22 protein-coding genes and 15 tRNA genes are annotated in these 23,699 nt (G+C 49.8%); 26 read left to right on the top strand and 11 right to left on the bottom strand.

Translation table 11 applies throughout. The annotated features are described in order from the left end of the window. From BLR08_RS24070 to BLR08_RS24000, 15 genes are all read left to right on the top strand, one after another. A tRNA-Glu gene (locus BLR08_RS24070) sits at window positions 1-72 on the top strand. Between the two features lie 27 nt (window positions 73-99). Further along, window positions 100-175: transfer RNA gene (locus tag BLR08_RS24065), tRNA-Val, on the top strand. A gap of 20 nt (window positions 176-195) precedes the next feature. After that, window positions 196-272 (top strand) — tRNA-Met (locus BLR08_RS24060). Between the two features lie 11 nt (window positions 273-283). Then, window positions 284-360 (top strand) — tRNA-Asp (locus BLR08_RS24055). A 36-nt stretch (window positions 361-396) separates the two neighbouring features. Next, window positions 397-472: transfer RNA gene (locus BLR08_RS24050), tRNA-Phe, on the top strand. A gap of 5 nt (window positions 473-477) precedes the next feature. Continuing rightward, window positions 478-553, top strand: a tRNA-Thr gene (locus BLR08_RS24045). An 11-nt stretch (window positions 554-564) separates the two neighbouring features. Continuing rightward, a tRNA-Tyr gene (locus tag BLR08_RS24040) sits at window positions 565-650 on the top strand. Window positions 651-658: 8 nt separating this feature from the next. Further along, window positions 659-732: transfer RNA gene (locus tag BLR08_RS24035), tRNA-Trp, on the top strand. A gap of 15 nt (window positions 733-747) precedes the next feature. Next, window positions 748-823: transfer RNA gene (locus tag BLR08_RS24030), tRNA-His, on the top strand. A gap of 13 nt (window positions 824-836) precedes the next feature. Then, window positions 837-908 (top strand) — tRNA-Gln (locus BLR08_RS24025). Window positions 909-916: 8 nt separating this feature from the next. Then, window positions 917-991: transfer RNA gene (locus BLR08_RS24020), tRNA-Gly, on the top strand. Between the two features lie 8 nt (window positions 992-999). Then, window positions 1,000-1,073: transfer RNA gene (locus BLR08_RS24015), tRNA-Cys, on the top strand. A 7-nt stretch (window positions 1,074-1,080) separates the two neighbouring features. Beyond that, a tRNA-Leu gene (locus BLR08_RS24010) sits at window positions 1,081-1,169 on the top strand. 19 nt (window positions 1,170-1,188) lie between these two features. Continuing rightward, a tRNA-Arg gene (locus tag BLR08_RS24005) sits at window positions 1,189-1,265 on the top strand. A 6-nt stretch (window positions 1,266-1,271) separates the two neighbouring features. Beyond that, window positions 1,272-1,350 (top strand) — tRNA-Leu (locus BLR08_RS24000). A 706-nt stretch (window positions 1,351-2,056) separates the two neighbouring features. Here the strand turns inward: BLR08_RS24000 and BLR08_RS23990 are convergent. Then, on the bottom strand, window positions 2,057-2,836 hold the full coding sequence (locus BLR08_RS23990) for a nuclear transport factor 2 family protein (protein ID WP_072336211.1): 780 nt from the start codon (window positions 2,834-2,836) through the stop codon (window positions 2,057-2,059). Between the two features lie 194 nt (window positions 2,837-3,030). On the opposite strand from BLR08_RS23990, the gene BLR08_RS23985 reads away from it, so the two are divergent. Then, window positions 3,031-3,642: a TetR/AcrR family transcriptional regulator gene (locus tag BLR08_RS23985; protein WP_072336208.1), complete on the top strand. Its 612-nt coding sequence runs from the start codon at window positions 3,031-3,033 to the stop codon at window positions 3,640-3,642. 361 nt (window positions 3,643-4,003) lie between these two features. On the opposite strand, the gene BLR08_RS23980 is transcribed toward BLR08_RS23985, so the two are convergent. Further along, on the bottom strand, window positions 4,004-5,500 hold the full coding sequence (locus BLR08_RS23980; protein ID WP_072336204.1) for a monooxygenase: 1,497 nt from the start codon (window positions 5,498-5,500) through the stop codon (window positions 4,004-4,006). Between the two features lie 419 nt (window positions 5,501-5,919). On the opposite strand from BLR08_RS23980, the gene BLR08_RS23975 reads away from it, so the two are divergent. After that, entirely contained in the window at window positions 5,920-6,396 is a 477-nt protein-coding gene (locus BLR08_RS23975; protein ID WP_072336200.1) for a MarR family transcriptional regulator, read from the top strand. A gap of 150 nt (window positions 6,397-6,546) precedes the next feature. Here BLR08_RS23975 and BLR08_RS23970 read toward each other — a convergent pair whose 3' ends face one another. Further along, on the bottom strand, window positions 6,547-6,849 hold the full coding sequence (locus BLR08_RS23970; RefSeq protein WP_072336197.1) for a Dabb family protein: 303 nt from the start codon (window positions 6,847-6,849) through the stop codon (window positions 6,547-6,549). Between the two features lie 23 nt (window positions 6,850-6,872). Further along, window positions 6,873-7,034: a hypothetical protein gene (locus BLR08_RS23965; protein WP_176835594.1), complete on the bottom strand. Its 162-nt coding sequence runs from the start codon at window positions 7,032-7,034 to the stop codon at window positions 6,873-6,875. A 188-nt stretch (window positions 7,035-7,222) separates the two neighbouring features. On the opposite strand from BLR08_RS23965, the gene BLR08_RS23960 reads away from it, so the two are divergent. Continuing rightward, the gene (locus BLR08_RS23960; protein WP_083537473.1) at window positions 7,223-8,101 is read left to right on the top strand and encodes a helix-turn-helix transcriptional regulator; all 879 of its coding nucleotides are present in this window, start codon (window positions 7,223-7,225) and stop codon (window positions 8,099-8,101) included. 173 nt (window positions 8,102-8,274) lie between these two features. Here the strand turns inward: BLR08_RS23960 and BLR08_RS23955 are convergent, their stop codons facing one another. After that, window positions 8,275-9,147, bottom strand: coding sequence for an SDR family oxidoreductase (locus BLR08_RS23955; RefSeq protein ID WP_072336191.1), 873 nt, complete (start codon window positions 9,145-9,147; stop codon window positions 8,275-8,277). A gap of 96 nt (window positions 9,148-9,243) precedes the next feature. Continuing rightward, complete coding sequence (locus BLR08_RS23950) at window positions 9,244-10,092, bottom strand: helix-turn-helix transcriptional regulator (RefSeq protein ID WP_256257764.1); 849 nt, start codon at window positions 10,090-10,092, stop codon at window positions 9,244-9,246. Between the two features lie 893 nt (window positions 10,093-10,985). Between BLR08_RS23950 and ilvB the strand changes: the two genes are divergently transcribed. Next, the gene (ilvB, locus tag BLR08_RS23945; RefSeq protein WP_083537472.1) at window positions 10,986-12,716 is read left to right on the top strand and encodes a biosynthetic-type acetolactate synthase large subunit; all 1,731 of its coding nucleotides are present in this window, start codon (window positions 10,986-10,988) and stop codon (window positions 12,714-12,716) included. Window positions 12,717-12,920: 204 nt separating this feature from the next. Here the strand turns inward: ilvB and BLR08_RS23940 are convergent, their stop codons facing one another. Further along, window positions 12,921-13,559: a TetR/AcrR family transcriptional regulator gene (locus BLR08_RS23940; protein WP_072336184.1), complete on the bottom strand. Its 639-nt coding sequence runs from the start codon at window positions 13,557-13,559 to the stop codon at window positions 12,921-12,923. A gap of 179 nt (window positions 13,560-13,738) precedes the next feature. On the opposite strand from BLR08_RS23940, the gene BLR08_RS23935 reads away from it, so the two are divergent. The 4 genes from BLR08_RS23935 (at window position 13,739) to BLR08_RS23920 (ending at window position 17,508) form a co-directional block, all read left to right on the top strand. Then, the gene (locus BLR08_RS23935) at window positions 13,739-14,497 is read left to right on the top strand and encodes an SDR family oxidoreductase (protein ID WP_072336181.1); all 759 of its coding nucleotides are present in this window, start codon (window positions 13,739-13,741) and stop codon (window positions 14,495-14,497) included. A 130-nt stretch (window positions 14,498-14,627) separates the two neighbouring features. After that, on the top strand, window positions 14,628-15,491 hold the full coding sequence (locus BLR08_RS23930; RefSeq protein WP_072336178.1) for an SDR family NAD(P)-dependent oxidoreductase: 864 nt from the start codon (window positions 14,628-14,630) through the stop codon (window positions 15,489-15,491). 143 nt (window positions 15,492-15,634) lie between these two features. Beyond that, the gene (locus BLR08_RS23925; protein ID WP_072336173.1) at window positions 15,635-16,639 is read left to right on the top strand and encodes a helix-turn-helix transcriptional regulator; all 1,005 of its coding nucleotides are present in this window, start codon (window positions 15,635-15,637) and stop codon (window positions 16,637-16,639) included. Window positions 16,640-16,713: 74 nt separating this feature from the next. Beyond that, complete coding sequence (locus BLR08_RS23920; protein ID WP_072336170.1) at window positions 16,714-17,508, top strand: SDR family NAD(P)-dependent oxidoreductase; 795 nt, start codon at window positions 16,714-16,716, stop codon at window positions 17,506-17,508. 142 nt (window positions 17,509-17,650) lie between these two features. Here BLR08_RS23920 and BLR08_RS23915 read toward each other — a convergent pair whose 3' ends face one another. The 3 genes from BLR08_RS23915 to glpX all read right to left on the bottom strand — a co-directional run bounded on the left by BLR08_RS23915 (window position 17,651) and on the right by glpX (window position 20,732). Further along, the gene (locus tag BLR08_RS23915) at window positions 17,651-18,316 is read right to left on the bottom strand and encodes a polysaccharide deacetylase family protein (RefSeq protein WP_072336234.1); all 666 of its coding nucleotides are present in this window, start codon (window positions 18,314-18,316) and stop codon (window positions 17,651-17,653) included. A gap of 549 nt (window positions 18,317-18,865) precedes the next feature. Beyond that, window positions 18,866-19,684 (bottom strand): sulfite exporter TauE/SafE family protein, encoded by an 819-nt coding sequence (locus tag BLR08_RS23910; protein WP_072336167.1) that lies wholly within the window; start codon window positions 19,682-19,684, stop codon window positions 18,866-18,868. Between the two features lie 64 nt (window positions 19,685-19,748). Further along, complete coding sequence (gene glpX, locus BLR08_RS23905; RefSeq protein WP_072336164.1) at window positions 19,749-20,732, bottom strand: class II fructose-bisphosphatase; 984 nt, start codon at window positions 20,730-20,732, stop codon at window positions 19,749-19,751. Between the two features lie 256 nt (window positions 20,733-20,988). On the opposite strand from glpX, the gene BLR08_RS23900 reads away from it, so the two are divergent. The 3 genes from BLR08_RS23900 to moaA are packed head-to-tail and all read left to right on the top strand — an operon-like array spanning window position 20,989 to window position 23,501. Beyond that, window positions 20,989-21,609: a helix-turn-helix transcriptional regulator gene (locus BLR08_RS23900; protein WP_256257763.1), complete on the top strand. Its 621-nt coding sequence runs from the start codon at window positions 20,989-20,991 to the stop codon at window positions 21,607-21,609. Between the two features lie 34 nt (window positions 21,610-21,643). After that, complete coding sequence (locus BLR08_RS23895) at window positions 21,644-22,450, top strand: pyruvate, water dikinase regulatory protein (protein ID WP_072336158.1); 807 nt, start codon at window positions 21,644-21,646, stop codon at window positions 22,448-22,450. A 43-nt stretch (window positions 22,451-22,493) separates the two neighbouring features. Next, a complete protein-coding gene (moaA, locus tag BLR08_RS23890; RefSeq protein WP_072336155.1) occupies window positions 22,494-23,501 on the top strand; it encodes a GTP 3',8-cyclase MoaA in 1,008 nt (335 codons plus the stop codon). 60 nt (window positions 23,502-23,561) lie between these two features. On the opposite strand, the gene BLR08_RS31870 is transcribed toward moaA, so the two are convergent. Continuing rightward, window positions 23,562-23,654, bottom strand: a complete 93-nt coding sequence (locus BLR08_RS31870; RefSeq protein WP_083537471.1) for a sporulation protein YjcZ — start codon at window positions 23,652-23,654, stop codon at window positions 23,562-23,564. Window positions 23,655-23,699: the final 45 nt, after the last annotated feature.

The raw sequence follows: 23,699 nt of genomic DNA, 5'->3' as shown, positions 1-23,699 counted from the left end.
GGCCCGTTGGTCAAGGGGTTAAGACACCTCCCTTTCACGGAGGTAACAGGGGTTCGAATCCCCTACGGGTCATAAAGTGAGCCTTAAGCTCACTCCCATGGAGGCTTAGCTCAGCTGGGAGAGCATCTGCCTTACAAGCAGAGGGTCGGCGGTTCGATCCCGTCAGCCTCCACCATAGAATCTTTGAAGCAATGACGCGGGGTGGAGCAGCCCGGTAGCTCGTCGGGCTCATAACCCGAAGGCCGCAGGTTCAAATCCTGCCCCCGCAACCAATTTCATGTGTGGAGCCGTGGTGTAGAGGCCTAACATGCCTGCCTGTCACGCAGGAGACCGCGGGTTCGAATCCCGTCGGCTCCGCCATTAAATTATTGAAGTAAGTTGAATTTAAATCTGTTAGGCTCGGTAGCTCAGTCGGTAGAGCAGAGGACTGAAAATCCTCGTGTCGGCGGTTCGATTCCGTCCCGAGCCACCATTTACGCCGCTGTAGCTCAACTGGTAGAGCAACTGACTTGTAATCAGTAGGTTGGGGGTTCAAGTCCTCTCGGCGGCACCACAGTTTCATATGGAGGCTTAGCGAAGTGGCCAAACGCAGCAGACTGTAAATCTGTTCTCTGACGAGTTCGGTGGTTCGAATCCATCAGCCTCCACCACTTATTATAGGGGCATAGTTTAAAGGTAGAACAAAGGTCTCCAAAACCTTTGGTGTGGGTTCGATTCCTGCTGCCCCTGCCAAACAAATTTCATATGGCGGTCGTGGCGAAGGGGTTAACGCACTGGTCTGTGGCTCCAGCATTCGTGGGTTCAAGTCCCATCGATCGCCCCATCTTTACCTTTATTGGGGATTAGCCAAGCGGTAAGGCAACGGACTTTGACTCCGTCACGCCTAGGTTCGAATCCTAGATCCCCAGTTTTATTTGCGGAAGTGGCTCAGCGGTAGAGCATCGCCTTGCCAAGGCGAGGGTCGCGGGTTCGATTCCCGTCTTCCGCTCCATCTTATATGGCGCCATAGCCAAGTGGTAAGGCAGAGCTCTGCAAAAGCTTTACCCCCAGTTCGAGTCTGGGTGGCGCCTCCATATTTACGCCGGAGTGGCGGAATCGGCAGACGCACAGGACTTAAAATCCTGCGGTGGGTGACCACCGTACCAGTTCGACCCTGGTCTTCGGCACCACTCCAATTGATTGTTATATGTGCCCTTAGCTCAGCTGGATAGAGCGTTTGACTACGAATCAAAAGGTCAGGAGTTCGAATCTCTTAGGGCACGCCACCAAATGCCGGCGTGGCGGAATGGCAGACGCGCTCGACTCAAAATCGAGAGGGAAACCGTGGAGGTTCGAGTCCTCTCGCCGGTATCAATTTAAATGTCGATGGTTCATTAGAAATTATTCTAATGAGCTTTTTTTGTTTTAATCGCTTGTAACAGAAGAAGTAGGTGGCGCATCTGTCGCTCGACCAGCCTTAAAATCGGAAGCGAGCAGCAGGACCAAACATCCCACGGCGTCGCCCCACAAAACGAAGGCGTTCGAGCCGACCGCGTCCACTCCTCCGAAGTACATCACTTCCCCCAGCCCTCCGCGAACCGGAGTGGCGTCCACGAATAGATCCAATCCCGCGTCGACTGCGACAAGAACTCCGGAGCCATGTTCAGCAGCGGGAGAAGAACATCAGCAGTACAAGCAGTGGTATTCCCCGGAATCCGATCCAATTTAGCAAGGAAGATTGCAGTAAAAAGAATGCTGATCCGGACAACCATAGGAACAACCACGTCTCCTGCCGCGTTCACCAATTCCATGCCGTACCATGACGAAGCCATCCATATGGTAAAGCACGAGGCTATGCCGACGATCACAAATCCTCCGATAGCTTGCAGCGCGCTGACTGTCCATCTCCTTGAACCCGCGGCGGCCGCCTTCTGGCTAGCCAGGAACAAGCCACATCATTTTTGTGTCAATATTTTCATGATTCTCTTCCCTTTGTCATGCGGTCAAATACGAGAAGCGAAAGACATCGCAAAATTAAATTCGGCGATGTCTTTCTTGCGATTCAGCTACACCAACTTCAAAATCTACTGTTCGTATTTTTTCGTTTTTCTTCCGGCAGAATGGCCTCAATTACGTCCCAATGCTCAGAGATCTTTCCATCCTGTACACGGAACAGATCGTAGAAAGCAGTATGTTGGCCATCAAATAGACCTTCACTCACGGTAAGAACAAAATCGCCTTGCCCGATGACTTGATGGACATGAGTATATTGAAACTCAACTTTTCTCTCCTTCAAAGCCTGCAGAGCAGCTTGAAGACCAGAGAGGCCGTCTGCAATATGAGGACTATGCTGAATATAGGTATCTCGATCAAAATAAGAGGCAAGCAGGTCAGGGTTCTTCCCGAGCAAGATGTTCTCAACATAGCTTTTGACAAATGCTTTGTTGGCCTCCGTTTTGTCGATATCCTTAATCGTAACCGGTCCGTCAATCATCGTATGGTTGCTTGGTGTCTTTTCCACCATCTCTTGCAAGTTGTCCCAATGTTCAACGATTAGTCCATTCTCAAAACGGAAGATATCAAATACGATTTTAGGGCCGTGAAAATGATATACCGAATGAAGAGCCACATAATTTCCGTCAACTAAAGCCCGCTTAATGCTTACCTTTGTACCAATTTCCTTTAGATGATCAAGAGCACCAAGCATGGTTTCACGACCATCGAGTAAGGCCTGGTTGTGCTGAATATAGTGATCCGGATGAACGTAAGCCGTAATCGCTTCGGGTTTGCCGCTCTCAAAACTTTCCAGCACAGCGACTGCCTTACGAACAAGCTCATTTTGATGGGTGAATGCCATTGGTAAATCCTCCTTAGAGTTATTTAGTATCTAGACAAATAATGAACATCACGTTGTTTATTTATCTATTGCTCATTATAATAAAGGCTAATATATCGCTCAATATTCAATATTTTTAGTTTTGAAGTATAATAGACAACCCATATCACTCTGTCGCTTAATGGCGCTAAATAAATTGAGGGGGTACGAAAATAATGAACAAGAAAACAGACCTTAGAATACTGCGCACGAAACAATCGATTCGAAAGGCGTTTTATGAGCTTGTTCAGGAAAAAGGATATGAGGCGATAACGGTCCAGGATATTGCCGATCGGGCTATGATCAATCGAAATACTTTTTATCTTCACTACCAAAACAAGCCTGATTTATTAGATACATGCATGAATGAACTGTTAAGCGATTTAAAGGATGCAATTGTTCTTTGTCCGATCAGTATGAATCCTTTCAGCATTTCTCTACTCGAGACAGTCATGCAAACTGTACTGGAGCATATTTCTCTAAATATGACCTTTTACCGTTCCATGTTAATTGAAGAGAATCGAATCTATCAGTTTCAAGCGAAAATGGAGAAAATCATTAATGATAAATTAGTTGAGGGGTGGCAACCTGCTCAGGAAAACTCTCCATTAGCGGTATCCAAGGAATTGCTGATCGAATACCTTGGGTCAGCTTTCATGGGGATTGTAATTTGGTGGGTTAAAAACGATAAGCCCCTTCCTGTAGATGAAGTTTCATCTCAGTTTAGTAGAATCGTCGCCTATGGGCACTTAAGAGCTGCGGGCATCGCCGTAGAGGAGGAAAATTAGCGAGAGTAGGGGGAGGGCAGTCACTAAACAAACGGCATAAACGAAAAGCCCAACGACGATTTGGAGACATCTGTTTTGTATAATGTAATCGGAGGCATCGTTGTAGAAAGCACCTCGCTTACATCAGTTGATTTGCTTGACGCCGATCCGCAACTGCGGAACGAAACGGAGTGTTAAAGTACCTTCTTTCTCAGAAATGAAAATGCCGCCTAAGCATTGTTGAATAACGCTTGAGCGGTATTTTCATACTCATGGAGAACATTGCGTCTTTTGAGTGCAGTGTACCGTGATTTTAGTTCATTAAGACGTCCCCATGCAAGTTTACCCAATGGGAAGGCAGTTACACAACTCAAACGAATTACTACACGGTAATGTCTCCGCACCAGCGAGTGATTCCTTCATTTATGGCTGACATTGGATTCGGATCGGATAGAGAAATCGCCCAGGCAATATGTCCATCCGGCCGAATAAGTGCCGTGTGGACGTCGTTCCAATCCGCGTCTGCCTCAGCCAATGATGCATGTACAACTTGAAGGTTGCTATACGTTTCCCATGGACCGCTATTCTGTTCATTAGAATGGAAATGCAGCAGAAGAAAAGTACCTTTGTGCAGAAGCGGATAGGAGTTAATCAATTGCCCGTCTCTCAGCTTTAAGCTGAGATCCTTGAACCGTTTCCCGTTTAAAGGATGGGAAGGAGCTTCGGCGTCGGGAGCATAATGTACATCCATGGCGGAAATTTGTGCTGCGATCTGATAATTAGCCTCGGGTATTTGAAGCAAATCAGCCAGCATGCTTCGCAGTTCCGTGATGGGAGGAGTCACGTCCAGAAGCAGGGTTTGGACCTCGGTATTCCGGAGCAAGGCCGTATTCCATGGAAAACGTTCGGCATGATAACTGTCCAAGAGCCAGTCCGGAGCCCAGCCTTTGATTGCTCCTGCAAGCTTCCAGCCCAAGTTCATCGCTTCTTGTAAGCCGACATTCATTCCCTGTCCACCAGCGGGAAAATGAATGTGCGCCGAATCTCCCGCCAAAAACAATCGGCCGTTCCGATAGCGTCCCGCTTGCCGCGTAGCATTTCCGAAACGGGACATCCATTTCACCTCGTTCAAACCCAAGTCGCTTCCGGTCGTACGGATGAGCGATGAACGAAACTCTTCCAGTGTAACACTCTCGTCCTTAGAGATGTGACGTCTCTCCATATCGATAATCAAGACTCGGTAGATATGATCATTGATTGGCATGATGCTGACCAATCCTTTATCTGTAATCCGGGAAATGACACTCATAGGAGCCAAATCAGATAGAACGGCATCCCCCAGAATAGCCGTGAAGGTCGCATTTGTACCTTCAAAAGATATATTTGCATGTTTGCGAACTATACTTCTAGCTCCATCCGTACCTACCACATAGGCTGATCTTAACGTTGTTTCTCCATGAGGTCCCGTGATTTTAACGTCAACCCCATCCTCATCCTGGTGCACAGACAGAGCCTCAAACTCTCTCCAGACCTCTGCGCCAAGGCTAAGCGCCCATTCCTCCAGCACCTTCTCCGTCTCACTCTGCGGTAAAAAGAGGGTGTGGTTGGAAGAGGAATCCAATACCGAGAAATCCAAAGGGGTTTTTAAGCCGGCAAAATGTCCTCTCGAAAGTAAGCGGCCTTGACCGATCAATTCTGATTTCACTCCACGCATATCTAATATTTCAAGGGTTCGTGGATGTACGGTAAGCGCACGTGAATAGGGGGTTGTCTCTTTTAATCGCTCAATGACGCAGACCTTGGCACCGGCTAATGCCAGTTCCCCAGCCAACATCATGCCGACAGGTCCGCCACCGATAAGGATGACTTCATAGTTCATATCAGTAACCTCTTTTCTTAAACATTATGGGAAGATCAAGATAGCGTCTATTTCGATAAGCCATTCAGGATCGGCTAGCGCTTGTACCCCTATATAGGTACTTGCTGTCTTCGGATTCACGATTTCCATAGGCAGGTATGCTCCATTTCCATATTTATAAATCTTCTCTTGAAAAGTGGACAAGTATGGCCGGTAAACCTCCTTCATCAAATATTGTTTCGTTAGAATCTTTTTTATTGCTTGTTAAAACAAGGGTGATTAAAATTAACAAAATAATATTGTTTCTTGTGAAACAATATTATTTTACTTTGTCTCTCTTTGTTCTGTCAATCCCAATATCAATATAAGGGGGCCTGTTTGTTTCTCAGAGAACAATCTATGATATAATAAAAAAAATATATGGAGGAGCCGGCATAATCATGGATACTGCCAGTAAGAACAAAACCGCCATTCATGAATTTTTCATTCAGTTTCTTGAGCAAAAAGAGCAATATGAAACCCGAATAACTGCCACCTACCTGGAGGATATCCGGAAGCATGTTGAATCGGAATTCAGCTTGAATATGACGGAACTGCACACCATTGCGTGTATCGGAGAGCAGGAGCCGATCAATCTCACTTCCATCGCGGAGAGAATACGTTTAAGTAAAGGAAATACCTCCAAGATCGCAAATAAATTACTAAAGGCAGGCTGGGTGCGAAAAGCCCAGCTCAATGACAACAAAAAGGAAGTGTACTTTCGGCTAACGCCTGTCGGCAAAAAGCTTTTTGCTGCTCATGATGAGCTTCATGCGAAGGAAAAGCAAAGAATGTACGAATTTTTGGAAAGATATAATGAAAGCGAGCTCGAATTTATTAAACGGCTGTTTGGAGATATGGTTGACTTCTATCGCTAACGTACCTCTACAAAAGGTACTTTCAAGGTCAAGAGAAAGCCGCTCGTTTCCCGACAGAGGAACTGAGCGGCCGCATGATGCAGGATCAGATTAAATGAATCCGCCATTAACACGGATGGTTTGTCCCGTAACCTACTGCGATTCTTCGCTTTAAGCAAACGGGTAATCCATGACGACGATTTCTTCAACAAACGGACCTAGGAATTGCAATAAACCTTGATGCAGGGGGTGCTGAATATACTCCCGGCAAGCCTGTTGATTCTCGAAGGTGACTCTGATTCCCAGCGTAAATCCCTGCATATGCTCGATTTCCTCCGTCACGTTAATCCCGGCACTAAGTTCCACAATTCCCGGAATGTTCCCCTTAAAGTCATGCGCGCGTCTTATTGCACTTTCTTTTACTTCAATAGAAACATCGGGCTTGAATTTCAATAGCACGATATGCTCAAACATGTTGCTCCCTCCAAGGTTTCTGTTTATTTTTGACTCTGGAGCTGCTTCAATTGGGAGAGCTCCTTCATCCATTTCGCGAAATTGTCGGTAACAAGATCAAGGTACTGAGTGGCAGGTTCATCGGTCAGCTCACCCTTCTTGTAAAACTTCTCATCAACAAGACCATTTATGGCGGCTATTTTCATTTTCATCACCTCGATGATACTGAATGGAGTTGAGCAGGTGGGGCCGATATCACTGTCTATCTATTCTTGCTATTCCTCCTACGGAGGACATAAACTAGCTTACATGGAACCGAAGAGGCTAGGAAGAGATCTAGTTATCGTAGGATTGGGAATCCTACGTTCATGAATGGGTAGGAGGTATGGAGAGCATGGCAAACAAATTGGATCGTTATGAGGAATTGTCCCGTTTTTTGCGTTCACGCCGAGAACGAATAACCCCAGAGCAAGCCGGGGTGCCGGATTCCGGACGCAGACGGACACCCGGACTTCGCCGCAGCGAGGTTGCTTTGCTGGCAGATGTGGGATTGGATTGGTATACCTATCTGGAACAAGGGCGTCATATCAACGTATCCGCTGAAGTCCTTGATCGAATAGCGAAGGTGCTTCGGTTAGATGAATCGGAATGCAAGCATCTGTACCATCTTGCCCGTAAGCAATTTCCTTTGACCGGTACGAAGCAACCCTCTAAGGTAACGCCGGAGCTTCAACGTTTTTTGGGCAGCCAGAACCTTTCTCCTACGACTGTCATGGATGCGCGCATGAACATCATTGCCTGGAATGATGCCTACTGCGCAATAAATGGAAATCTCGCGGTTATGTCGGAAAGGGAGCGGAATTTGGTATGGATGACGTTTACTTCTCCCCGTTTCCGCTATCTAAAGGGAGACCAATGGGAAGTGCATGCCAAGCGAATCGTTGCTAATTTTCATGCCGGGTATGCGCGTCACGTCGACGATCCCTGGTGGTCCGAGCAGTTCGAAGCGCTTTCGCAGGCTAGCAGGGAGTTTCGAGAATTTTGGGATTCCCACGAGGTTCTCGATGCTATTGATGCTCCTAAGACGCTGCATTGTCCGAATCTCGGGATCTTGAATTTTGATCTTGTTTCGTTTCATTACTTGAACGATTCTAATTTGATCGTTTGCATTCATGTTCCTCATCCAGATGGGACGGTGGATAAGATGCAGCAGCTGCTAATGGATTATCAGAGCCAGCATTCTGAGCAGCTTGAATCTTCTCCAAGAGTTTAGTAGAGGAAGGCACTCAGAACTGGTATCAGGCATGAATCAAGACATCCGAGCGGTATCGCAAATAACGGCAAGTTTTAAATATGCTCCTCTTTAAGTAAGCAGGTTTAATAAATAAACCGGCTATTTCAGAGGAGCATATCAGTTGCCGTGGATGACGAATTCTTTGGTATCTTTTAAATTTGTTTTACCACATCATCTGAATCAGTGGAGTAAGCCAGCTCTTTTTGTGCCTCCAGAGCGGCCAGTCTGTCCAGCAGGGCTGCCCGGATTTGCTCATAGGCGTCACTGCCCAACGCCATACGTATCGGACCCTCTCCCTGGTCGACACGACGGATAATTTGCTGCGCCATTTTATCCGGATCGCCAATAACCATTTGATTGAACATGCTCATATCTATACCGGGCAGTTCTCCCTTCATCAGGCTAACGAATCGGCCCGCCTCCGTAACCCGGTATTCGTCCATCCGCTCACCGAATACGGCATTGCTTGTAAGGAAATTCGTTCGGATTCCGCCGGGCTCCACCAGAGTGGTCTTAATATTGAACGGAGCCACTTCCTTAGCTAGCGCTTCAAAGGCTCCTTCGACCGCCCATTTCGAAGAGCAATACAGTCCCATACCCGGAATAGAGTAATGACCCGCCATACTCGAAATCTGTACGATGTGACCGCCGCCCTGCTTGCGGAAAAAGGGCAGGGCTGCACGCGCTGCACGCAGGGAGCCGAGCACATTGGTCATAAACTGATGCTCAATTTGCCTGTCGCTTGCTTCTTCTACTGCGCCATACAGGCCATAGGCTGCATTATTGACAAACACATCGATCGTGCCCAGTTCTAAAAATGCACGTTCCACCACTTCAACAATTTGCTGAGAGTTTGTCAGATCTACATGAGCCTGCCAAAGTTGCGAGCCATACTGTGCCTGCAGATCATCCAGCACCCCCGGCTTGCGTACCGTTGCGGCTACACGGTCCCCTCTATCAAGCAACCGGCGAGTTATACATGAACCCAAGCCTCCTGATGCTCCTGTAATGAACCAAGTTTGCATGCTAAACACCCTCCATTTGCTGTCATCCACTGAATTATACAAACAACTGGAGGGAGCTAGCCACAGCACGTCTATTCTATTAACGGGAGTAACAGTCTACGGTAGCAGCCTGTCCTGCTCAAGTAGACGTAATAATCTTTCCTCCGTACCTGAACCGGCCACCGGAACAAAGAAACACCAGTGCAGTCCCGGGTCATTATCGATTACAGCCGCGGAATGGAGCTCGAACTCCACCTCCTGTGCGTCAGGAAGACGGAATAAAGCGGTAGCTACGCGTTTTTGTTTGATTTCATATAGCTCCCAGAAATGTACGAACTCCGTGCTTTCCCGCATCAAGCGTTCAAACCGTTCCATATATATCGGGTTGTTCTTGTAATGATCGAAGCTTGCCCGCAGGACGGCTACAGAGTAACGGGCAGCGGCTTCCCAATTCACCAGTCTGTGGCGGTAATCAGGCTTTAAAAACATAATGTCCATCATATTCCGTTCGTCGTCCGGCAGACTGCCGAAATCGGCTATGATCAGTTCTGCCGCTCGATTCCACACGATAATATCCGTACCTTCGTCTGTGATAAAAGAAGGATAATGCAGTTGCTCTACGATTTTCTGCAGAACTCCCGTGTCCGGCCCACCGTTATTCGGCACGGTGACGACGCTCGCCACATCTACATTGGCCAGATCGAACAGATGCTTCTGCTCGTCTTCGTCAAGCTGAAGCGCTTTGCTAATGCTTAGCAGCACTTCCGGCGAAGGATTAACCTCCTTGCCTTGCTCCAGCCAGGTATAGTAAGTCACGCTTATATGGGCAAGATAGGAGACTTCTTCTCTTCGAAGTCCCGGAGTGCGTCTTCGTCCGGGCAGCGGCTGAATTCCGGCCTCTGAAGGCTGCAACCGTTCTCTGCGCGATTTAAGGAAGTCACCCAATGCGGATGAGGAACGATTCATTTTCAAGTGGGTCACCTCTATTTACTCATCTGGAAGATACATATCGCGAATAACCAAATAGACCAAAAGCACTTTATACATGATTATTATAACCGTTGTTGAATATTCGTTTCCACAAAAGAGAACCATAGCGAGTACGGAGCTGTTAATCCCGCTAATACTTGCGCGCTTAGTATCAATTCGATTTGAAAAAAAGTCGAGTCTGTGCTATTATCAGAAAAATACAAATATTGCGAAGAAGAGAAGGCTATACAGTAGTGTTTATGTCCAGAGAGCAGAGGGATTGCTGGAACCTCCGCCGTAACGCCTGTATAGTGTCGTCTCGGAGCTGTTGACCGAACGCGGAAGGCGTGATTGCACGCCCGCAAGTAGAATCAACCGGCCTGGCATCCGTTAACATGCTGCAGGTATAGCATCGGCTTTACCTCATGAGACTGCAATTGCGAGATTGCAGTAAACCTGGGTGGTACCGCGAACATTCCCCTTTCGTCCCAAGGCTTCAAGCAGTAGCTTCGAGCCTTGGGAAGGAAGGGGTTATTTATTTTAATACCAGCAGGCGATGAAGAGAAAGCCAGCAAAGGCGCTTATGCCCAGAGAGCGGAGGAAACGCTGAAACCTTTGCCTTAACCCTTTGTACGGTGTCGTCTCGGAGCTGTTAACCGAAAGCGGCTGGTCTCATTCCATGCCTGCAAGTAGACTTAACCGAAATGGCGCTCGTTAACGCGCCGCAGGTAAGGCATCGGCCTTACCTCATGAGGCTGCATTCGCGAGAGTGGCAGCGAACTTGGGTGGTACCGCGAAAAAATCCCCTTTCGTCCCTGTATGAGCTGACTGAATCGCTGTCAGTTGACTCAGCAGGAGAGGGGATTTTATTTTGCAAAGGAGGCTGCCCAATGGAACAGCAAATAGGAATGACGAATGAAACAACGACGCCATCAGAGGAATATATCACCGGTTCGGAGGTGCTTTTGCGCGGCTTGCTGCAGGAAGGGGTGGAATGCGTATTCGGCTATCCGGGAGGCAATGTGCTCTACATTTATGACGCGATGGTACATCAGCCTGAATTCAAGCATATCTTGACCCGGCACGAACAAGGCGCGATTCACGCGGCGGACGGCTATGCCAGGTCTACGGGGAAGGTTGGGGTATGCATTGCGACATCCGGTCCGGGAGCAACAAATCTGGTGACTGGCATCGCAACCGCCTATATGGATTCGGTGCCGCTGGTCGTCATAACGGGGAACGTATCTACGACTGTCATGGGCACGGATGCTTTTCAGGAAGCGGATATCTTTAGCATCACGATGTCGATTACGAAGCACAGCTACATGGTTCGCCATGTAAACGACCTTCCTCGCATCATTCGTGAAGCGTTCTACATCGCGAATACGGGCCGCAAAGGTCCTGTCTTGATCGATATTCCGAAAGACGTGACCAATCAGCGGATGGCATATCGTCCGGCGGACACGGTTCAGCTGCGCGGATACCACAGAGCCCCGCAACCGAATCCGGCAGAAGTGGATGCGCTGCTTCAGGCGATGGCAGAAGCGCGCAAGCCGCTTATTATCGCAGGCGGCGGCGTTGTCTATGCGAACGCCTCGCAGGAACTCATCAAGTTCGTCCACACTACGCGGATTCCGGTCGCGACGACTCTGCTCGGCCTCGGCGGGTTTCCGAGCGATGACGAAATGTGGCTGGGCATGCTCGGACATCATGGCGTATATGCGGCGAACATGGCGGTGCAGAATGCGGATCTCATTATTTCGATCGGCTCGCGTTTCGATGACAGGGTCACGATGAAGCTGGACGGGTTTGCGCCTAAGGCCACACGTTTCGCCCATATCGATATCGATCCTGCGGAAATCGGCAAGAACGTCAAGACAGAGATCGCGTGCATCGGCGATATTAAAAACGTGCTGGCTTATGCGAACACGAAAGCGCAAGCAGCTCAGACGGAAGCCTGGCTCGAGCAGCTTCATGCGTATAAGGCGCAGCATCCGCTTCGATATACCGATTCGGATACAGTCATTAAGCCGCAATATGTGCTCGAGATGATTAGCGAGACGACGCAAGGCAATGCGATCATCACCACCGATGTCGGCCAGCATCAAATGTGGACCGCGCAGTTTTACCGCTTCAAGCATCCTCGCTCACTCATCACGTCGGGCGGTCTTGGCACGATGGGCTTTGGATTCCCGGCTGCGATCGGAGCTAAAGTCGGAAATCCGGATCGTCTGGTCGTCTCGATCAATGGCGACGGGGGCATGCAGATGTGCGCGCAGGAGATGGCGATCTGCGCGATTCATCAGATTCCGGTCAAAATCGTGGTCTTGAACAACCAGGTACTCGGCATGGTTAAGCAGCAGCAGGAATTGATGTACGAACGACGTTACAGCCAGATCGATCTGTCCGGCAGTCCGGATTTCGTCCAGCTTGCGGAAGCATACGGAATCAAGGGATTAAGGGCAACGAGCAAGGCTGAGGCTTCCAAGGTCTGGTTTGAGGCGCTGCAGACAACAGGACCTGTGCTCGTCGAGTTCGTCATCCCGGCCAATGAGAACGTGTACCCCATGGTGCTTGCCGGCACGACGCTGGATCAAATGCTTCTAGGGTACGACGAATAATTGCGCCGAAGAGTCGTTGCGCCTCCGGATGGAACGTGCCTTTTCTAACCGCCCTTTAGGGCGGTTATTTGCGTCCGGCAGGCATTGCCTAATTTGCAAACGACTAGGCAGCGCATGCTGTTATTCGTTGTTCTTAGTTTTAGCGTCCTCCAGCAAGACGACCAGCCATGTCGTCCGCAACGGAATCGGATATGGACGCTGCACTTATGAAATGGCTTGCAAAATATGAACGATTTTCCCCTCCATATTGGAATTGTCTATGATCTTCAGATATTCAGGTTTTAGCAATTGATACTGCTTCATGGAGTAGAAATCCATAATAGCTTGTTTCAAAGTGATATCATACTGAATCGAAAATGACGGCTCGATAAAGCGTCGCAGCACAGCGTCATCTTGAACCATAAACAACACGGCATTCAATCTGTTGAAAATCTGTTGCTCCATACCGGCTTCAAAAAAAGCTTGTAAGCTTTTATTCCGATTTTGCAGGGCAATGGACAGATTGTCAAAATGGTGCGGATAAAATTCCTTAAGATCTTGCAAGAACAAATCGGAGATATACGCGGCGCACATCAAAGATTGTAAAAATGTTAATTGAAAACGGTCCAAAAATGAGACGGAATCATCTTTGACAACGGTGTCAGCCTCCTTCGAATAATCAATGTAATAATCCACGACTTGTTCGATGATGTCGTCTTTGGAGGAAAAATGCTTATAAAGTGTCACTTTACTGATATCCATATATTTGGCGAGATCGTCGACCTTCAGTTGGCTGAATTTTGTTTTTCTTATAATGGGCTTTATTTTTCCCACATATGAATCTACACTCGCTGCTTTTCTCACGGATAAATACCTCCCTTTGATGCCTGCAAAACATATTATAACAAATGTGCTGCTCTTTATGTATAAAACTAATTAAATGAACTAAATTAATTAATTTTGTTTACTTATTAAATTTATTGTTTTATAATCGCTCCTGTACCTAACATCCGATTGCGGATTATAAAAGGAGGACGTTTGAAATGGATTTATTCAGCAAGGGCAAATTCTCTGACAAAAAGGTCGTAATCACGGGAGGCAGCAGCGGAATAGGTCTTGCGACAGCGAAGTTGCTAGTGGACGAAGGCGCACACGTTCTGATTACTGGACGTACCCAGGGGACGTTGGATGCGGCTCGTGCACAACTCGGCAACAGCGCAATCGCGGTTATAAGCGATGCCGCTTCATTGAAAGATATTGCCGCGTTAGCTGATCGAGTAAAGGATGAATTTGGAACAATTGATGCCCTGTTCGTTAACGCTGGTGTTACGGGGTTTGTCCCTTTCGAGACAATGACCGAAGAAAAGTACGACGAGATACTTGCTATCAATGCCAAAGGACCGTACTTTACCGTGCAGAAACTTGCTCCGTTGCTGGGCTCAGGCGGCGGGGTAGTCCTTACCACCTCCATCGTGAACGCAGTGGGTCTACCCATGCTCAGTGCTTACGCAGCTAGTAAGGCGGCGCTGCGCTCCATGACTCGAGGTCTGGCGCGCGAGTTATTGCCTCGAAATATTCGCGTCAACGCAGTCAGTCCCGGCGTTATTGACACAGGCATCATGGAAAAGGCAATGCCGGAAGAAGCTGCCAAACAGACAAAAGCACAGATGAGACAGCAGCTCCCAATGCTGCGTTTAGGCGATCCAGTCGAGGTCGCCAAGGCCGTTGCATTCCTGGCATTTGAGGCCACCTATACCACAGGAGCTGAGTTCCCTGTCGACGGAGGCGGCTCCCAGATCTAAGCTCGTCCATTTACGCGCCTTGGAAGACCATTCGAAATCGCAGAATGCACGATTTTATCAGAGCGAAATGCCCGACTCCGACTGATACGCACATTTAACCGGTGAAATTCTGAATGAAGGAGGACATGCTTTGAGTAAGAATCAACGAGAACGTATGGCATTGATTACAGGTGCAAGTAACGGGATCGGGTTGGCATTGGCCCGGAAAATGCTGTCGGAGAACTGGCAGGTGGTTGCTTTGAACCGGTCGGATTTTCCGGAGGAAGATAGATTCCTCCAAAATCATCTCAAGGACGGGCGGCTCCGCGCCTATAAAGTGAAGGATCTCACCGATTATGGCAGCTTGAGACACGCTTTGGAAGAAATCAAAAGCAAGGAGCAGCAGCTCGATATTTTGTTTAACAACGCCGGAGGAGGATTAAGTGAGCTGCGCTATTCGAAACAAGGACGTGAATTGCATTATGAATTGTTGACAGTCGTTCCTTATATTATTCTGATGGAATTGAAGGACCTGCTCAATAACGGCCGTTTAAAAACGGTGATTAACACTTCGTCGCAGGTGTTTAGATTTACGAAGGAGTTTACGATCGAAAAATTGGAGCATCCCCAAACCTTCCGCAAAATGTATGGACCCTATGCGACTTCGAAGCTGGCTCTTTCGTTGTGGACCCAAGCCGTCGCACCGCAGCTTGCCAAGGAAGGCATCAAGATCCGCAGCGTTGACCCGGGCATTAACAACACGCTAAGAAAAGAAAAAGATTCCGGACTGACCGCAGGGTTCGAACTATTCATGAAGTTTTTTTCCTCTCCGCCAACTCATGGAGCCAATCTATTATATGAGGGAGCTCTTGGCAAAAACAGCAATGAGACCGGCGTGTTTCTGTTCAAAGATCGGATTGCGGACTTGAAGTTTACAGAGCATGCGCAGACTGTGCTGGAAAAAGTCTCCGATATATATCGCCATGAATTTCTTGGCGGGAGTGTTCAACGATAACGCAGGAAAATAGTTCATGAGGCCACCGCAAATGATTAACCGGGTGGCCTCACCCCTCCCGGTTAGGCTATAATCAGAAGAATCAATAGTCCACGGCGTCGTGGATGATTGCGATTTGACTTTGCCCTTGGAGGTCGACAGCCATGAACGCTTCTTCCGCAAACCGCATCAAGATCGCGCCAGGCTTCTGGACCAGCTTGAGGGGGATAGGAATAGAACCCATTGATGTAGCCCGCCAAGCACGTCTGCCGCTAACCGTCATCAGCGAACCGTTAGTTACGACCACACAATATTATGCGATTTGGCAAGCTTATTCCGAACTAGTCGGGGACATCGCTGCAGGCATCGTCAAGCTTGCGACCGCGTACGAGACAGCACAGTATCCGCCGGATGCTTTGGCGACCTTTCATGCTTGCGACTACCGGGACGCGCTTAACCGAATGGCGCGCTATAAGCAAATGTGCCCTCCGGAAAACTTGAAGATTCAGGAAGAAGGCGGGCGATGTTCGATTGAATTGGAATGGCAGCATGCCGAGCTGCCCGGACCGCCGGTGCTTGTCGGCATTACGCTCGCTTATCTGCTTGAGCTCGGGCGTCGGGGAACCGGTCATCATCTGAAGGCACATGCCGTCGAATTCATAAACCCCATGGGCGATGTTGAAGCTCTTGAAAGTTATTTCGGTTGTCGCGTTCGGACAGGGACGGAGCGCAATCGGCTCATACTGAATCGTGAAGATCTGGATCGCCCCTTCACGTCGTACAACGAAGAACTTCTCGAGATTCTGACTCCCTCCTTGGATCGTACGTTAGAGGAGCGGCAGAGCCAGTCCACCATGAGCGCTAAGGTGCAGTGGCTCCTGTCTCGGTGCCTGACTCTAGGGAGAATCGACATTCAAACCGTAGCCTCGGAGCTAGGGATGAGCGAGCGCACCTTGCAGCGAAGGCTGACGGAAGAAGGCGAAAGCTTTAAACGGTTGCTGGCGAAAACGAAGCGGGAGATGGCTTTCGCTTACTTGGCAAACCCTGCGCTGGAGATCAAAGAGGTCGCTTTTCTCGTCGGCTACGAGGACCAAAATTCGTTTTATCGCGCGTTTCGCTTATGGACAGGGGAGACTCCTGCCAGTTGGCGTGTCTTGCAAGAGAATTGACGTTCCGTGCTAGTTACCGAGCAGACGAAACGATGTATCATGATCCCTATCCTAGACACAAGGAGTGCAGGCAGATGGATATGGGATTAAAGAATAAGACAGCTTTAGTAACGGGATCAACTAGAGGCATAGGAAAAGCGATTGCCTTTGAACTTGCCAGGGAAGGTGTTCATGTTCTCATAAATGGGCGTAACAACGATGACGTAGAACGTACGGTAGCTGAGATCCAAGCGGCATTCCCGGAAACGGAACCTCGAAATGCAACCGCCGATCTCGTCGATTCGCGGCAAAGAGAAGCTTTATTCACAAGTTTCCCCCACGTCGATATCCTCGTCAACAGCATGGGCATCTATGAGATCATGTCCTATGACAACGTAGACGATGCCGTATGGGAGAAGTACTTCCGTACGAACTTTCTCGCCGCCAACGCCTTAAGCAAGTTTTATTTGCCCTCCATGCTGAGACGCGAATACGGCCGTATTATCTTCATCGCGAGTGAGGAAGCCGTCATGCCTTCCGGACAGATGCCTCAATACGGTGTGACCAAATCCATGCTGTTGTCATTGTCCAAAAGCTTGTCCAAGCTGACCCGCGGCGCCGAAGTGACAGTGAACACGATCCTGCCGGGGCCGACCCTCTCCGAGAACGTGATGGAGATCATCGAGAGCATTTATTCCAACGACAAAATGACCTTCGAGGCTAAAGAGAAAGACTTTATGACGAAAAACCTGCCTCAATCCGAAATCGGGCGGTTTATCAGACCTGTGGAGATTGGCCGGTTGACTGCTTTCCTTTGCAGCCCGATGGCCTCCGCCTTCAAAGGATCCCCGATCCGAATAGATGGGGGAATGGTACCGACCATCTTTTAATTTTGGCGCGCAGCCAGAAGCGGTAGGCGAAGAACTTGCGGATTTATTCCATCTCGCCAAGTCGCTTCAATGTAATTGTGACTGCCAGAAACAGAACACAGAACTGATCTTCTGTTATGGAGATCAGTTCTGTTTTTTGGCATTAACTGCTTCGTATACTTTTGGTCACGCGCAGAAGCTCGGGCAACGTAACGATCCGGTAGCCTTTGGCTTGCAGCGCTTCGATGACTCGGGGAAGCGCCTGTACGGTTCCTTTCAGATTCTGGGAAGCTCCTCCACCGGAATGTTGGAGAACGATCGAACCGGCTGTGACATGATTCAATATATTGCTTGTGACTTGAGCTTCCCCCAGCTGCTTCCAGTCAAGCGAATCGACATTCCAATTGACGATTAAATACCCTTTTTCCGAGGCCCATAATAGCTGAGATTCTTTAATCTCACCGTAGGGCGGGCGTATAAGCTTGGGCATATAGCCGATCAGGGGTTTTAGAATATGTCCGGTTTGCTCGATCTGATCTTGGAAGCCGGTCTGAGAAAGCTTGGTGAACAAGGGATGAGAGTAGGAATGGTTGCCGATGACATGTCCTTCCTGAACGATTCGTTTGACAATGGCAGGATGCTTTTGGGCTTGAGAGCCGATCAGGAAAAAAGTCGCGCGTACCTTATACTTCTTTAAGATATCCAGCACTTGCGGGGTATAAGTCGTATCCGGCGCATCATCGAACGTCAAGGCGATCTGTTTGCTGCTTGTGCGTCCATGCAATAGCAGCAGATCGGGATATTTCCGGACAAGCTGGGATAAGGTCAAACTGCCGGATTTAGCATTTGCTGCCGCTGTGGGCTTGATGTTTTTCCGAACATCAGGCTTGGGCTTCGGTTTAAGAGCCGCCGGAGGCGCGGGAACTGCGGGAGACTCGGTTGACGGCTGAATGGGAGCCGGAGCTGCCTCAGCTTGTTTAGGAGGGGCGGCGACAAGCGGCGGTCCTATAAAATCGAATGGGCCAAGGGATAGCGGCTCCTTATTCCCGGCTCCTGCCGATTTCGGGTGCCCGTTTGGCTTAGCGACAGCGGAATTGGGAGCTTGAACTCCGTCGAGGCCCATAAGGCCATTCGAAACCGGGGCTTGCTGTCTGTGGGCAGCGGCGGAAGGCGGTGGAGCAGCGGGCGCTTCAGAAGAGGGCGCCGGTTTGCTGCTGCAAGCCGGGAGCAACAGAAGGAGCAGGCAGCCGGAAAAGGTATAGGCCAATAATCTCCTGTCGAAGGGTTGTGCAGCCAAAAAAATTCCCCCTATCACCCTGAATTGTTGTTAGTGTGGGATGAAGGGAGAGCTTTTATGCCTGTTGGCTTTTGGCACGGGCTATAAGATTTTAAAGCCTTCCAGAATCATTTTAACTGCAATGATGACAAAAGAGATGCGGAGCACCCAAAGCAATTTGGCGCTGCTCAGCTTACTGGCGATACGGGCGCCTAACCAGCCACCGATGATTGCGGTTGGGGCCAGACACACGACCATCCAAAGGTCGACCTGACCCAAGGAAAGCTTGGTGAAGGTGCCCATTAACGAAGAAAGCAGGATGACAAACATCGAGGTGGCTGTCGCTACATGAGGCGGATACCGGAACAGCAAAACCATCGCAGGTACGAACAGGGAGCCGCCGCCAATGCCGAACAATCCGGAAATAAAACCTACGGCTAGACCTAATGCAAGTGCGGGTACCAGGCTGTAGCCGTAGTTGAAGGTTTGTCCGGCACCGTCCGTATACGTGCGGTTTACGCTCCACCGGACATTCAGCGGCTTGATGCGGTCACGCACTATTAGCAGTATGGCCATAAACAGCATGAAGAACCCGAAGCTAAGCTGGAAGGAATCCGCATCGACGAATTGTGTGATGTAGGAACCAACCATAGCTCCTGGAGCGCATGTCACGATAAACAGCCAGCCGCTTTTGAAATCGACCCGTTTCTGCTTGACGAAGGTCATTGTTGAGGACAGAGCCGTGAAGATGAGCACTGCCAGCGAGGTGCCTACCGCCGTAGATACGGAGATGGATTGGCCGACAAATACAGGGCCTAAGTAAACGAGGGCCGGGACAATAATGACCCCGCCGCCGAGTCCGACAAGACTGCCGAAGGTTGCCGCGAGTAAGCCGATAGCTGTGAAAAACAATAAACTCATGAGATTAACCTTCTTCCTGGTCAATAATTAGCTTAGCTAAATAGTAACACAGGAAGAGTCAAGATCAATGCTGCAGCGCAAGAATATCGTTCAGCAGCTGTTTGTTTGGCAAGTAATGGCTCGATTGGATGAAACGAATGGTCCGGGTTTTGGCTCTCATCACGATGGAATGGGTGTCCGCACGATGGTCGGATGTATAGCGAATGCCGCTTAAAAATTCACCAGGCGTAATCCCTGTAGCGGCGAAAATAACATCCCCCGTGCCGACCATATCATCCATACTGAGCAGCTTCAGCGGATCGTGTATGCCCATAGCTTGGCAGCGGGCAACCTCCTCATCGTTGGCCGGCATTAACCGGCCCAGCAGCTCTCCACCCAAGCAGCGAAGAGCAGCGGCTGCCAGCACGCCTTCGGGGGCGCCGCCCGAACCTACATAAAGATCAATGCCGGATTCCGACAAGGCCGGAGCCATCGCCCCGGCTACGTCTCCATCGCTCAGCAGCTTGATCCGCACGCCAACCTTGCGCAATGTGGCTATTTTCTCCTGATGACGATCCCTGTCAAGTATCATGACGGTAAGATTGCTTAGCGGCTTATCCAAAATCTCAGCGGCCCGCTGCAGCGTAAGCTCGAGCGGATCGTCCAGGCTTAGTTTGCCTGTAAGGGCAGGCCCTACGGCAAGCTTTTCCATATACATATCGGGGGCATGCAGAAGCTGTCCCTTACCCGCGATGGCGATAACGGCGAGGGCGTTATTCAAGCCTTTGGCTACCAGCTCCGTGCCTTCCAGAGGATCTACGGCTACATCAACCTCAGGGCCTTGTCCATTGCCTACGGCTTCCCCGATGTACAGCATGGGGGCCTCATCCATTTCTCCTTCGCCGATGACGACGGTGCCTCGGATAGATACAGAATCGAACATGGCCCTCATAGCGGATGTAGCTGCTCCGTCTGCCTGATGTTTATCCCCTCGTCCCATCCAGCTTGCAGCCGAAAGTGCGGCCAGTTCGGTAACTCTTACGATCTCTAAGGCCAATTCTCTTTCCATCGGCGTTTCACTCCTCCAGATATAGTTGGTACTATTCGTTTAATATAGTATAATTAATGGATATATAATGCGCAATATATAAGTGATTAAATTTTAATATTATACGTATAAAAAGCTGTAATAGGGGGAATAGAGGTAAAACCCTCCTATGAGAAAGAGACTATTTTTGATACAATTGAAAGGGGTAATGCAGCTGGATAAGCTGTTGTAGGATAAGGAGGGACGGGTCATCGAACTGACTGCGCGCCAATTACAGATTGTTGAGCTTGTGAAAGCGAACGCGCCGATTACCGGCGAACAGATAGCCGAGCTGCTCGGTCTAAGCAGGCCGACGCTGCGGTCTGACCTGGCGCTGCTTGTCATGCTGGGTTTGATCGATGCCAAGCCTAAGGTGGGCTACACCGCCGGATCCTCCGTCAATATGGGATCGCATTTGTCTCGCAAGCTTCTGGCTTTGAAAATAAAGGATGTGCAATCGATTCCTGTCGTGGTGGGCGAGCAGGCAACGGTGCATGATGCTGTAGTTTCTTTATTTATGGAAAATGTAGGAAGTCTGATCGTGGTGGGCGAGGATGGCTGTTTATCCGGTGTGATCTCTAGGAAGGATCTGCTGAAATTTACACTCGGTCATGCGAATGCGGCCTCTATGCCGGTCAGTATGGTTATGACGCGCGAGCCCAATGTCGTCCACGTCACGCCGGATGAATCGATTATCGATGCGGCTCATAAGATGATCAATCATCAGGTCGACAGCTTGCCCGTCGTCGTACCCGCCAAAACCGAACAATCCGGCAACCGGGTCCGCTGGGAAGTGGTCGGAAGGATTACGAAGACGATCATGACTCATATTCTGCTTGATCTGGCTGTAGATCGATAAGCTGGAGACGCACTCATGTAAGGAGAAGAACCGGATGAAGGAAGAGAGGCATTACCAGATCACCATATGCTCGGATTCGGTCGGGGAGACGGCGGAAGCTGTCGTCAGAGCGACGATCCGTCAGTTCGATGCGCATCAAGTCACGACCAAACGGATCGGACATATTAAAAGCGAGGACGAAATCCGCTCCATCGTAGAAGCCGCCGCCAAGCGAGGGGGATTTGTGGCTTACACGCTTGTGCAGCCGGAGCTGAGGGAGACGATGAAGGAGGAAGCGCTGCGTCTTGGCGTGAGAGCCGTCGACATTATGGGGCCGATGATGGAGGCATTCGTCGACACGTTTAACGATGCGCCAAGGCGTGAGCCCGGGCTGCTTCATCGGCTGGATGAGGATTATTTCCGCCGGGTGGAGGCGGTGGAGTTTGCGGTCAAATGCGATGACGGGCGCGATACGAGCTCGCTGCTGAAGGCCAGCCTGGTGCTGATCGGCGTCTCGCGGACGTCTAAAACGCCGCTGAGCATCTTTTTGGCTCACAAAGGCATTAAAGTATCCAACCTGCCGCTGGTGCCGGAGGTCAAGCCTCCGAAGGAGCTGTTTCTCGTCCCCGGCGATCGGATCGTCGGTTTGACGATGGATGCCGATAAGCTGTACAAGATTCGAACGGAGCGTCTGAAAGCCGTGGGGCTGCCCTTCGGAGCCAAATATGCGACGATGGAACGGATTGAAGAGGAGCTTCGGTACGCGCATGCATTGATGAAGCAGGTAGGTTGTCTCATCATCAACGTAACAGATAAAGCGATCGAGGAGACCGCAGGCATCATTATAGGAGATTTGCGTTAGCAGTGGTCTAAACGATATTTCGGGGAAGTCGAGGTGACAGGGAATGACGCAGAGGTTGGTAGACCGGTATGGACGTGTTCACGATTATCTTCGTATTTCCGTCACGGATCGCTGCAACCTGCGATGTGTGTATTGCATGCCCGAAGAAGGCATGCAATTCGAGCCTGAGGAGAACATTTTATCCTTCGAGGAGATTCATGAAGTCGTTAGGGTGTTGGCCGGTTACGGCGTGCGCAAGCTGCGATTGACGGGCGGGGAGCCGCTGGTGCGCAGAGGCCTGGAGAGGCTGGTCGGCATGCTCCGCGAAATTCCGGGCATTGAGGATATAGCCCTGACGACGAACGGCATTTATTTCGCTTCGCGCGCGGAGGCGTTTGAAGAGGCCGGACTGACCCGGATCAATATTAGTCTGGATTCGCTGCGTGAGGATCGGTTCCGGATGATTACCCGCGGCGGAGATGTGAGAAGGGTGCTGCAATCGCTGGAGGCCGCAAAACGTGTGGGACTCGGGCCAATCAAGCTCAACGTCGTGCTGATGAAGGGGATTAACGACGACGAGATCGAAGACTTCCTGAGGCTCAGCCTGGAGGACGATCTGCATGTCCGGTTTATTGAATATATGCCGATCGGCCATGATGATCAAGGATGGAAGTCGAGATATTTGCCGTTGACTGAGGTTTTCAATCGCTGCGAGGCGCAAGGCTGGTCTGTGGAGAAGCTGGAGCAGGAGGTGCGCGGCAATGGTCCTTCGCAAAATTACCGGATTGCCGGCGCCGCAGGCTCCTTCGGCTTGATCCATCCGGTCAGCGACCATTTTTGCCAGACGTGCAACCGGCTGCGCTTGACGGCAGACGGGAACATCAAGCCGTGCTTGTATTGGTCTGATGAATTCAATGTGCGCAAGGTCATCGGGGATGACCGCAAACTGGCGGAGATGTTCTTCCGCGCGCTGGACGTGAAGCCGGAAAGCCATGAGATGGCCAAGGCGCTGGAAAATGAAAAACAAAGTCATACGCCAACGGAACGCCGGATGTCTCAGATCGGCGGTTAACAAGCGGCAAAGCAAGCCCCGGTCAAGCCAGGAAAGCTTAACCGGGGTGTTTGTCGTGCATTAGATAACGAAAGTGCGAGAAATGATAACGAGCAAGATGAACAATACAAGAATAACACCTGTCGAAGTGTAGAATCCGCCTACTGCGCTCATGTGACATCCCCCTTTCAGAAGTCATAATACACCATATGAGGCCGC

It is taken from the genome of Paenibacillus sp. cl123, from assembly GCF_900101595.1.
GTDB lineage: Bacteria > Bacillota > Bacilli > Paenibacillales > NBRC-103111 > Paenibacillus_G.
Note: the sequence above shows the minus strand (reverse complement) of the source record. Positions and strands in the feature narration are given on the sequence as shown.

Excerpts from the sequence above, each read along its gene's own strand:
- BLR08_RS23990 (WP_072336211.1), bottom strand. The coding sequence starts at position 2,836 with ATGGCATTCACCCATCAAAATGAGCTTGTTCGTAAGGCAGTCGCTGTG.
- BLR08_RS23895 (WP_072336158.1), top strand. The coding sequence starts at position 21,644 with ATGAAGGAAGAGAGGCATTACCAGATCACCATATGCTCGGATTCGGTC.
- moaA (WP_072336155.1), top strand. The coding sequence starts at position 22,494 with ATGACGCAGAGGTTGGTAGACCGGTATGGACGTGTTCACGATTATCTT.
- ilvB (WP_083537472.1), top strand. The coding sequence starts at position 10,986 with ATGGAACAGCAAATAGGAATGACGAATGAAACAACGACGCCATCAGAG.
- BLR08_RS23965 (WP_176835594.1), bottom strand. The coding sequence starts at position 7,034 with ATGAAAATAGCCGCCATAAATGGTCTTGTTGATGAGAAGTTTTACAAG.
- BLR08_RS23920 (WP_072336170.1), top strand. The coding sequence starts at position 16,714 with ATGGATATGGGATTAAAGAATAAGACAGCTTTAGTAACGGGATCAACT.
- BLR08_RS23935 (WP_072336181.1), top strand. The coding sequence starts at position 13,739 with ATGGATTTATTCAGCAAGGGCAAATTCTCTGACAAAAAGGTCGTAATC.
- BLR08_RS23910 (WP_072336167.1), bottom strand. The coding sequence starts at position 19,684 with ATGAGTTTATTGTTTTTCACAGCTATCGGCTTACTCGCGGCAACCTTC.
- BLR08_RS23980 (WP_072336204.1), bottom strand. The coding sequence starts at position 5,500 with ATGAACTATGAAGTCATCCTTATCGGTGGCGGACCTGTCGGCATGATG.
- BLR08_RS23925 (WP_072336173.1), top strand. The coding sequence starts at position 15,635 with ATGAACGCTTCTTCCGCAAACCGCATCAAGATCGCGCCAGGCTTCTGG.
- BLR08_RS23950 (WP_256257764.1), bottom strand. The coding sequence starts at position 10,092 with ATGAATCGTTCCTCATCCGCATTGGGTGACTTCCTTAAATCGCGCAGA.
- BLR08_RS23970 (WP_072336197.1), bottom strand. The coding sequence starts at position 6,849 with ATGTTTGAGCATATCGTGCTATTGAAATTCAAGCCCGATGTTTCTATT.
- BLR08_RS31870 (WP_083537471.1), bottom strand. The coding sequence starts at position 23,654 with ATGAGCGCAGTAGGCGGATTCTACACTTCGACAGGTGTTATTCTTGTA.
- BLR08_RS23960 (WP_083537473.1), top strand. The coding sequence starts at position 7,223 with ATGGCAAACAAATTGGATCGTTATGAGGAATTGTCCCGTTTTTTGCGT.
- glpX (WP_072336164.1), bottom strand. The coding sequence starts at position 20,732 with ATGGAAAGAGAATTGGCCTTAGAGATCGTAAGAGTTACCGAACTGGCC.
- BLR08_RS23985 (WP_072336208.1), top strand. The coding sequence starts at position 3,031 with ATGAACAAGAAAACAGACCTTAGAATACTGCGCACGAAACAATCGATT.
- BLR08_RS23975 (WP_072336200.1), top strand. The coding sequence starts at position 5,920 with ATGGATACTGCCAGTAAGAACAAAACCGCCATTCATGAATTTTTCATT.
- BLR08_RS23955 (WP_072336191.1), bottom strand. The coding sequence starts at position 9,147 with ATGCAAACTTGGTTCATTACAGGAGCATCAGGAGGCTTGGGTTCATGT.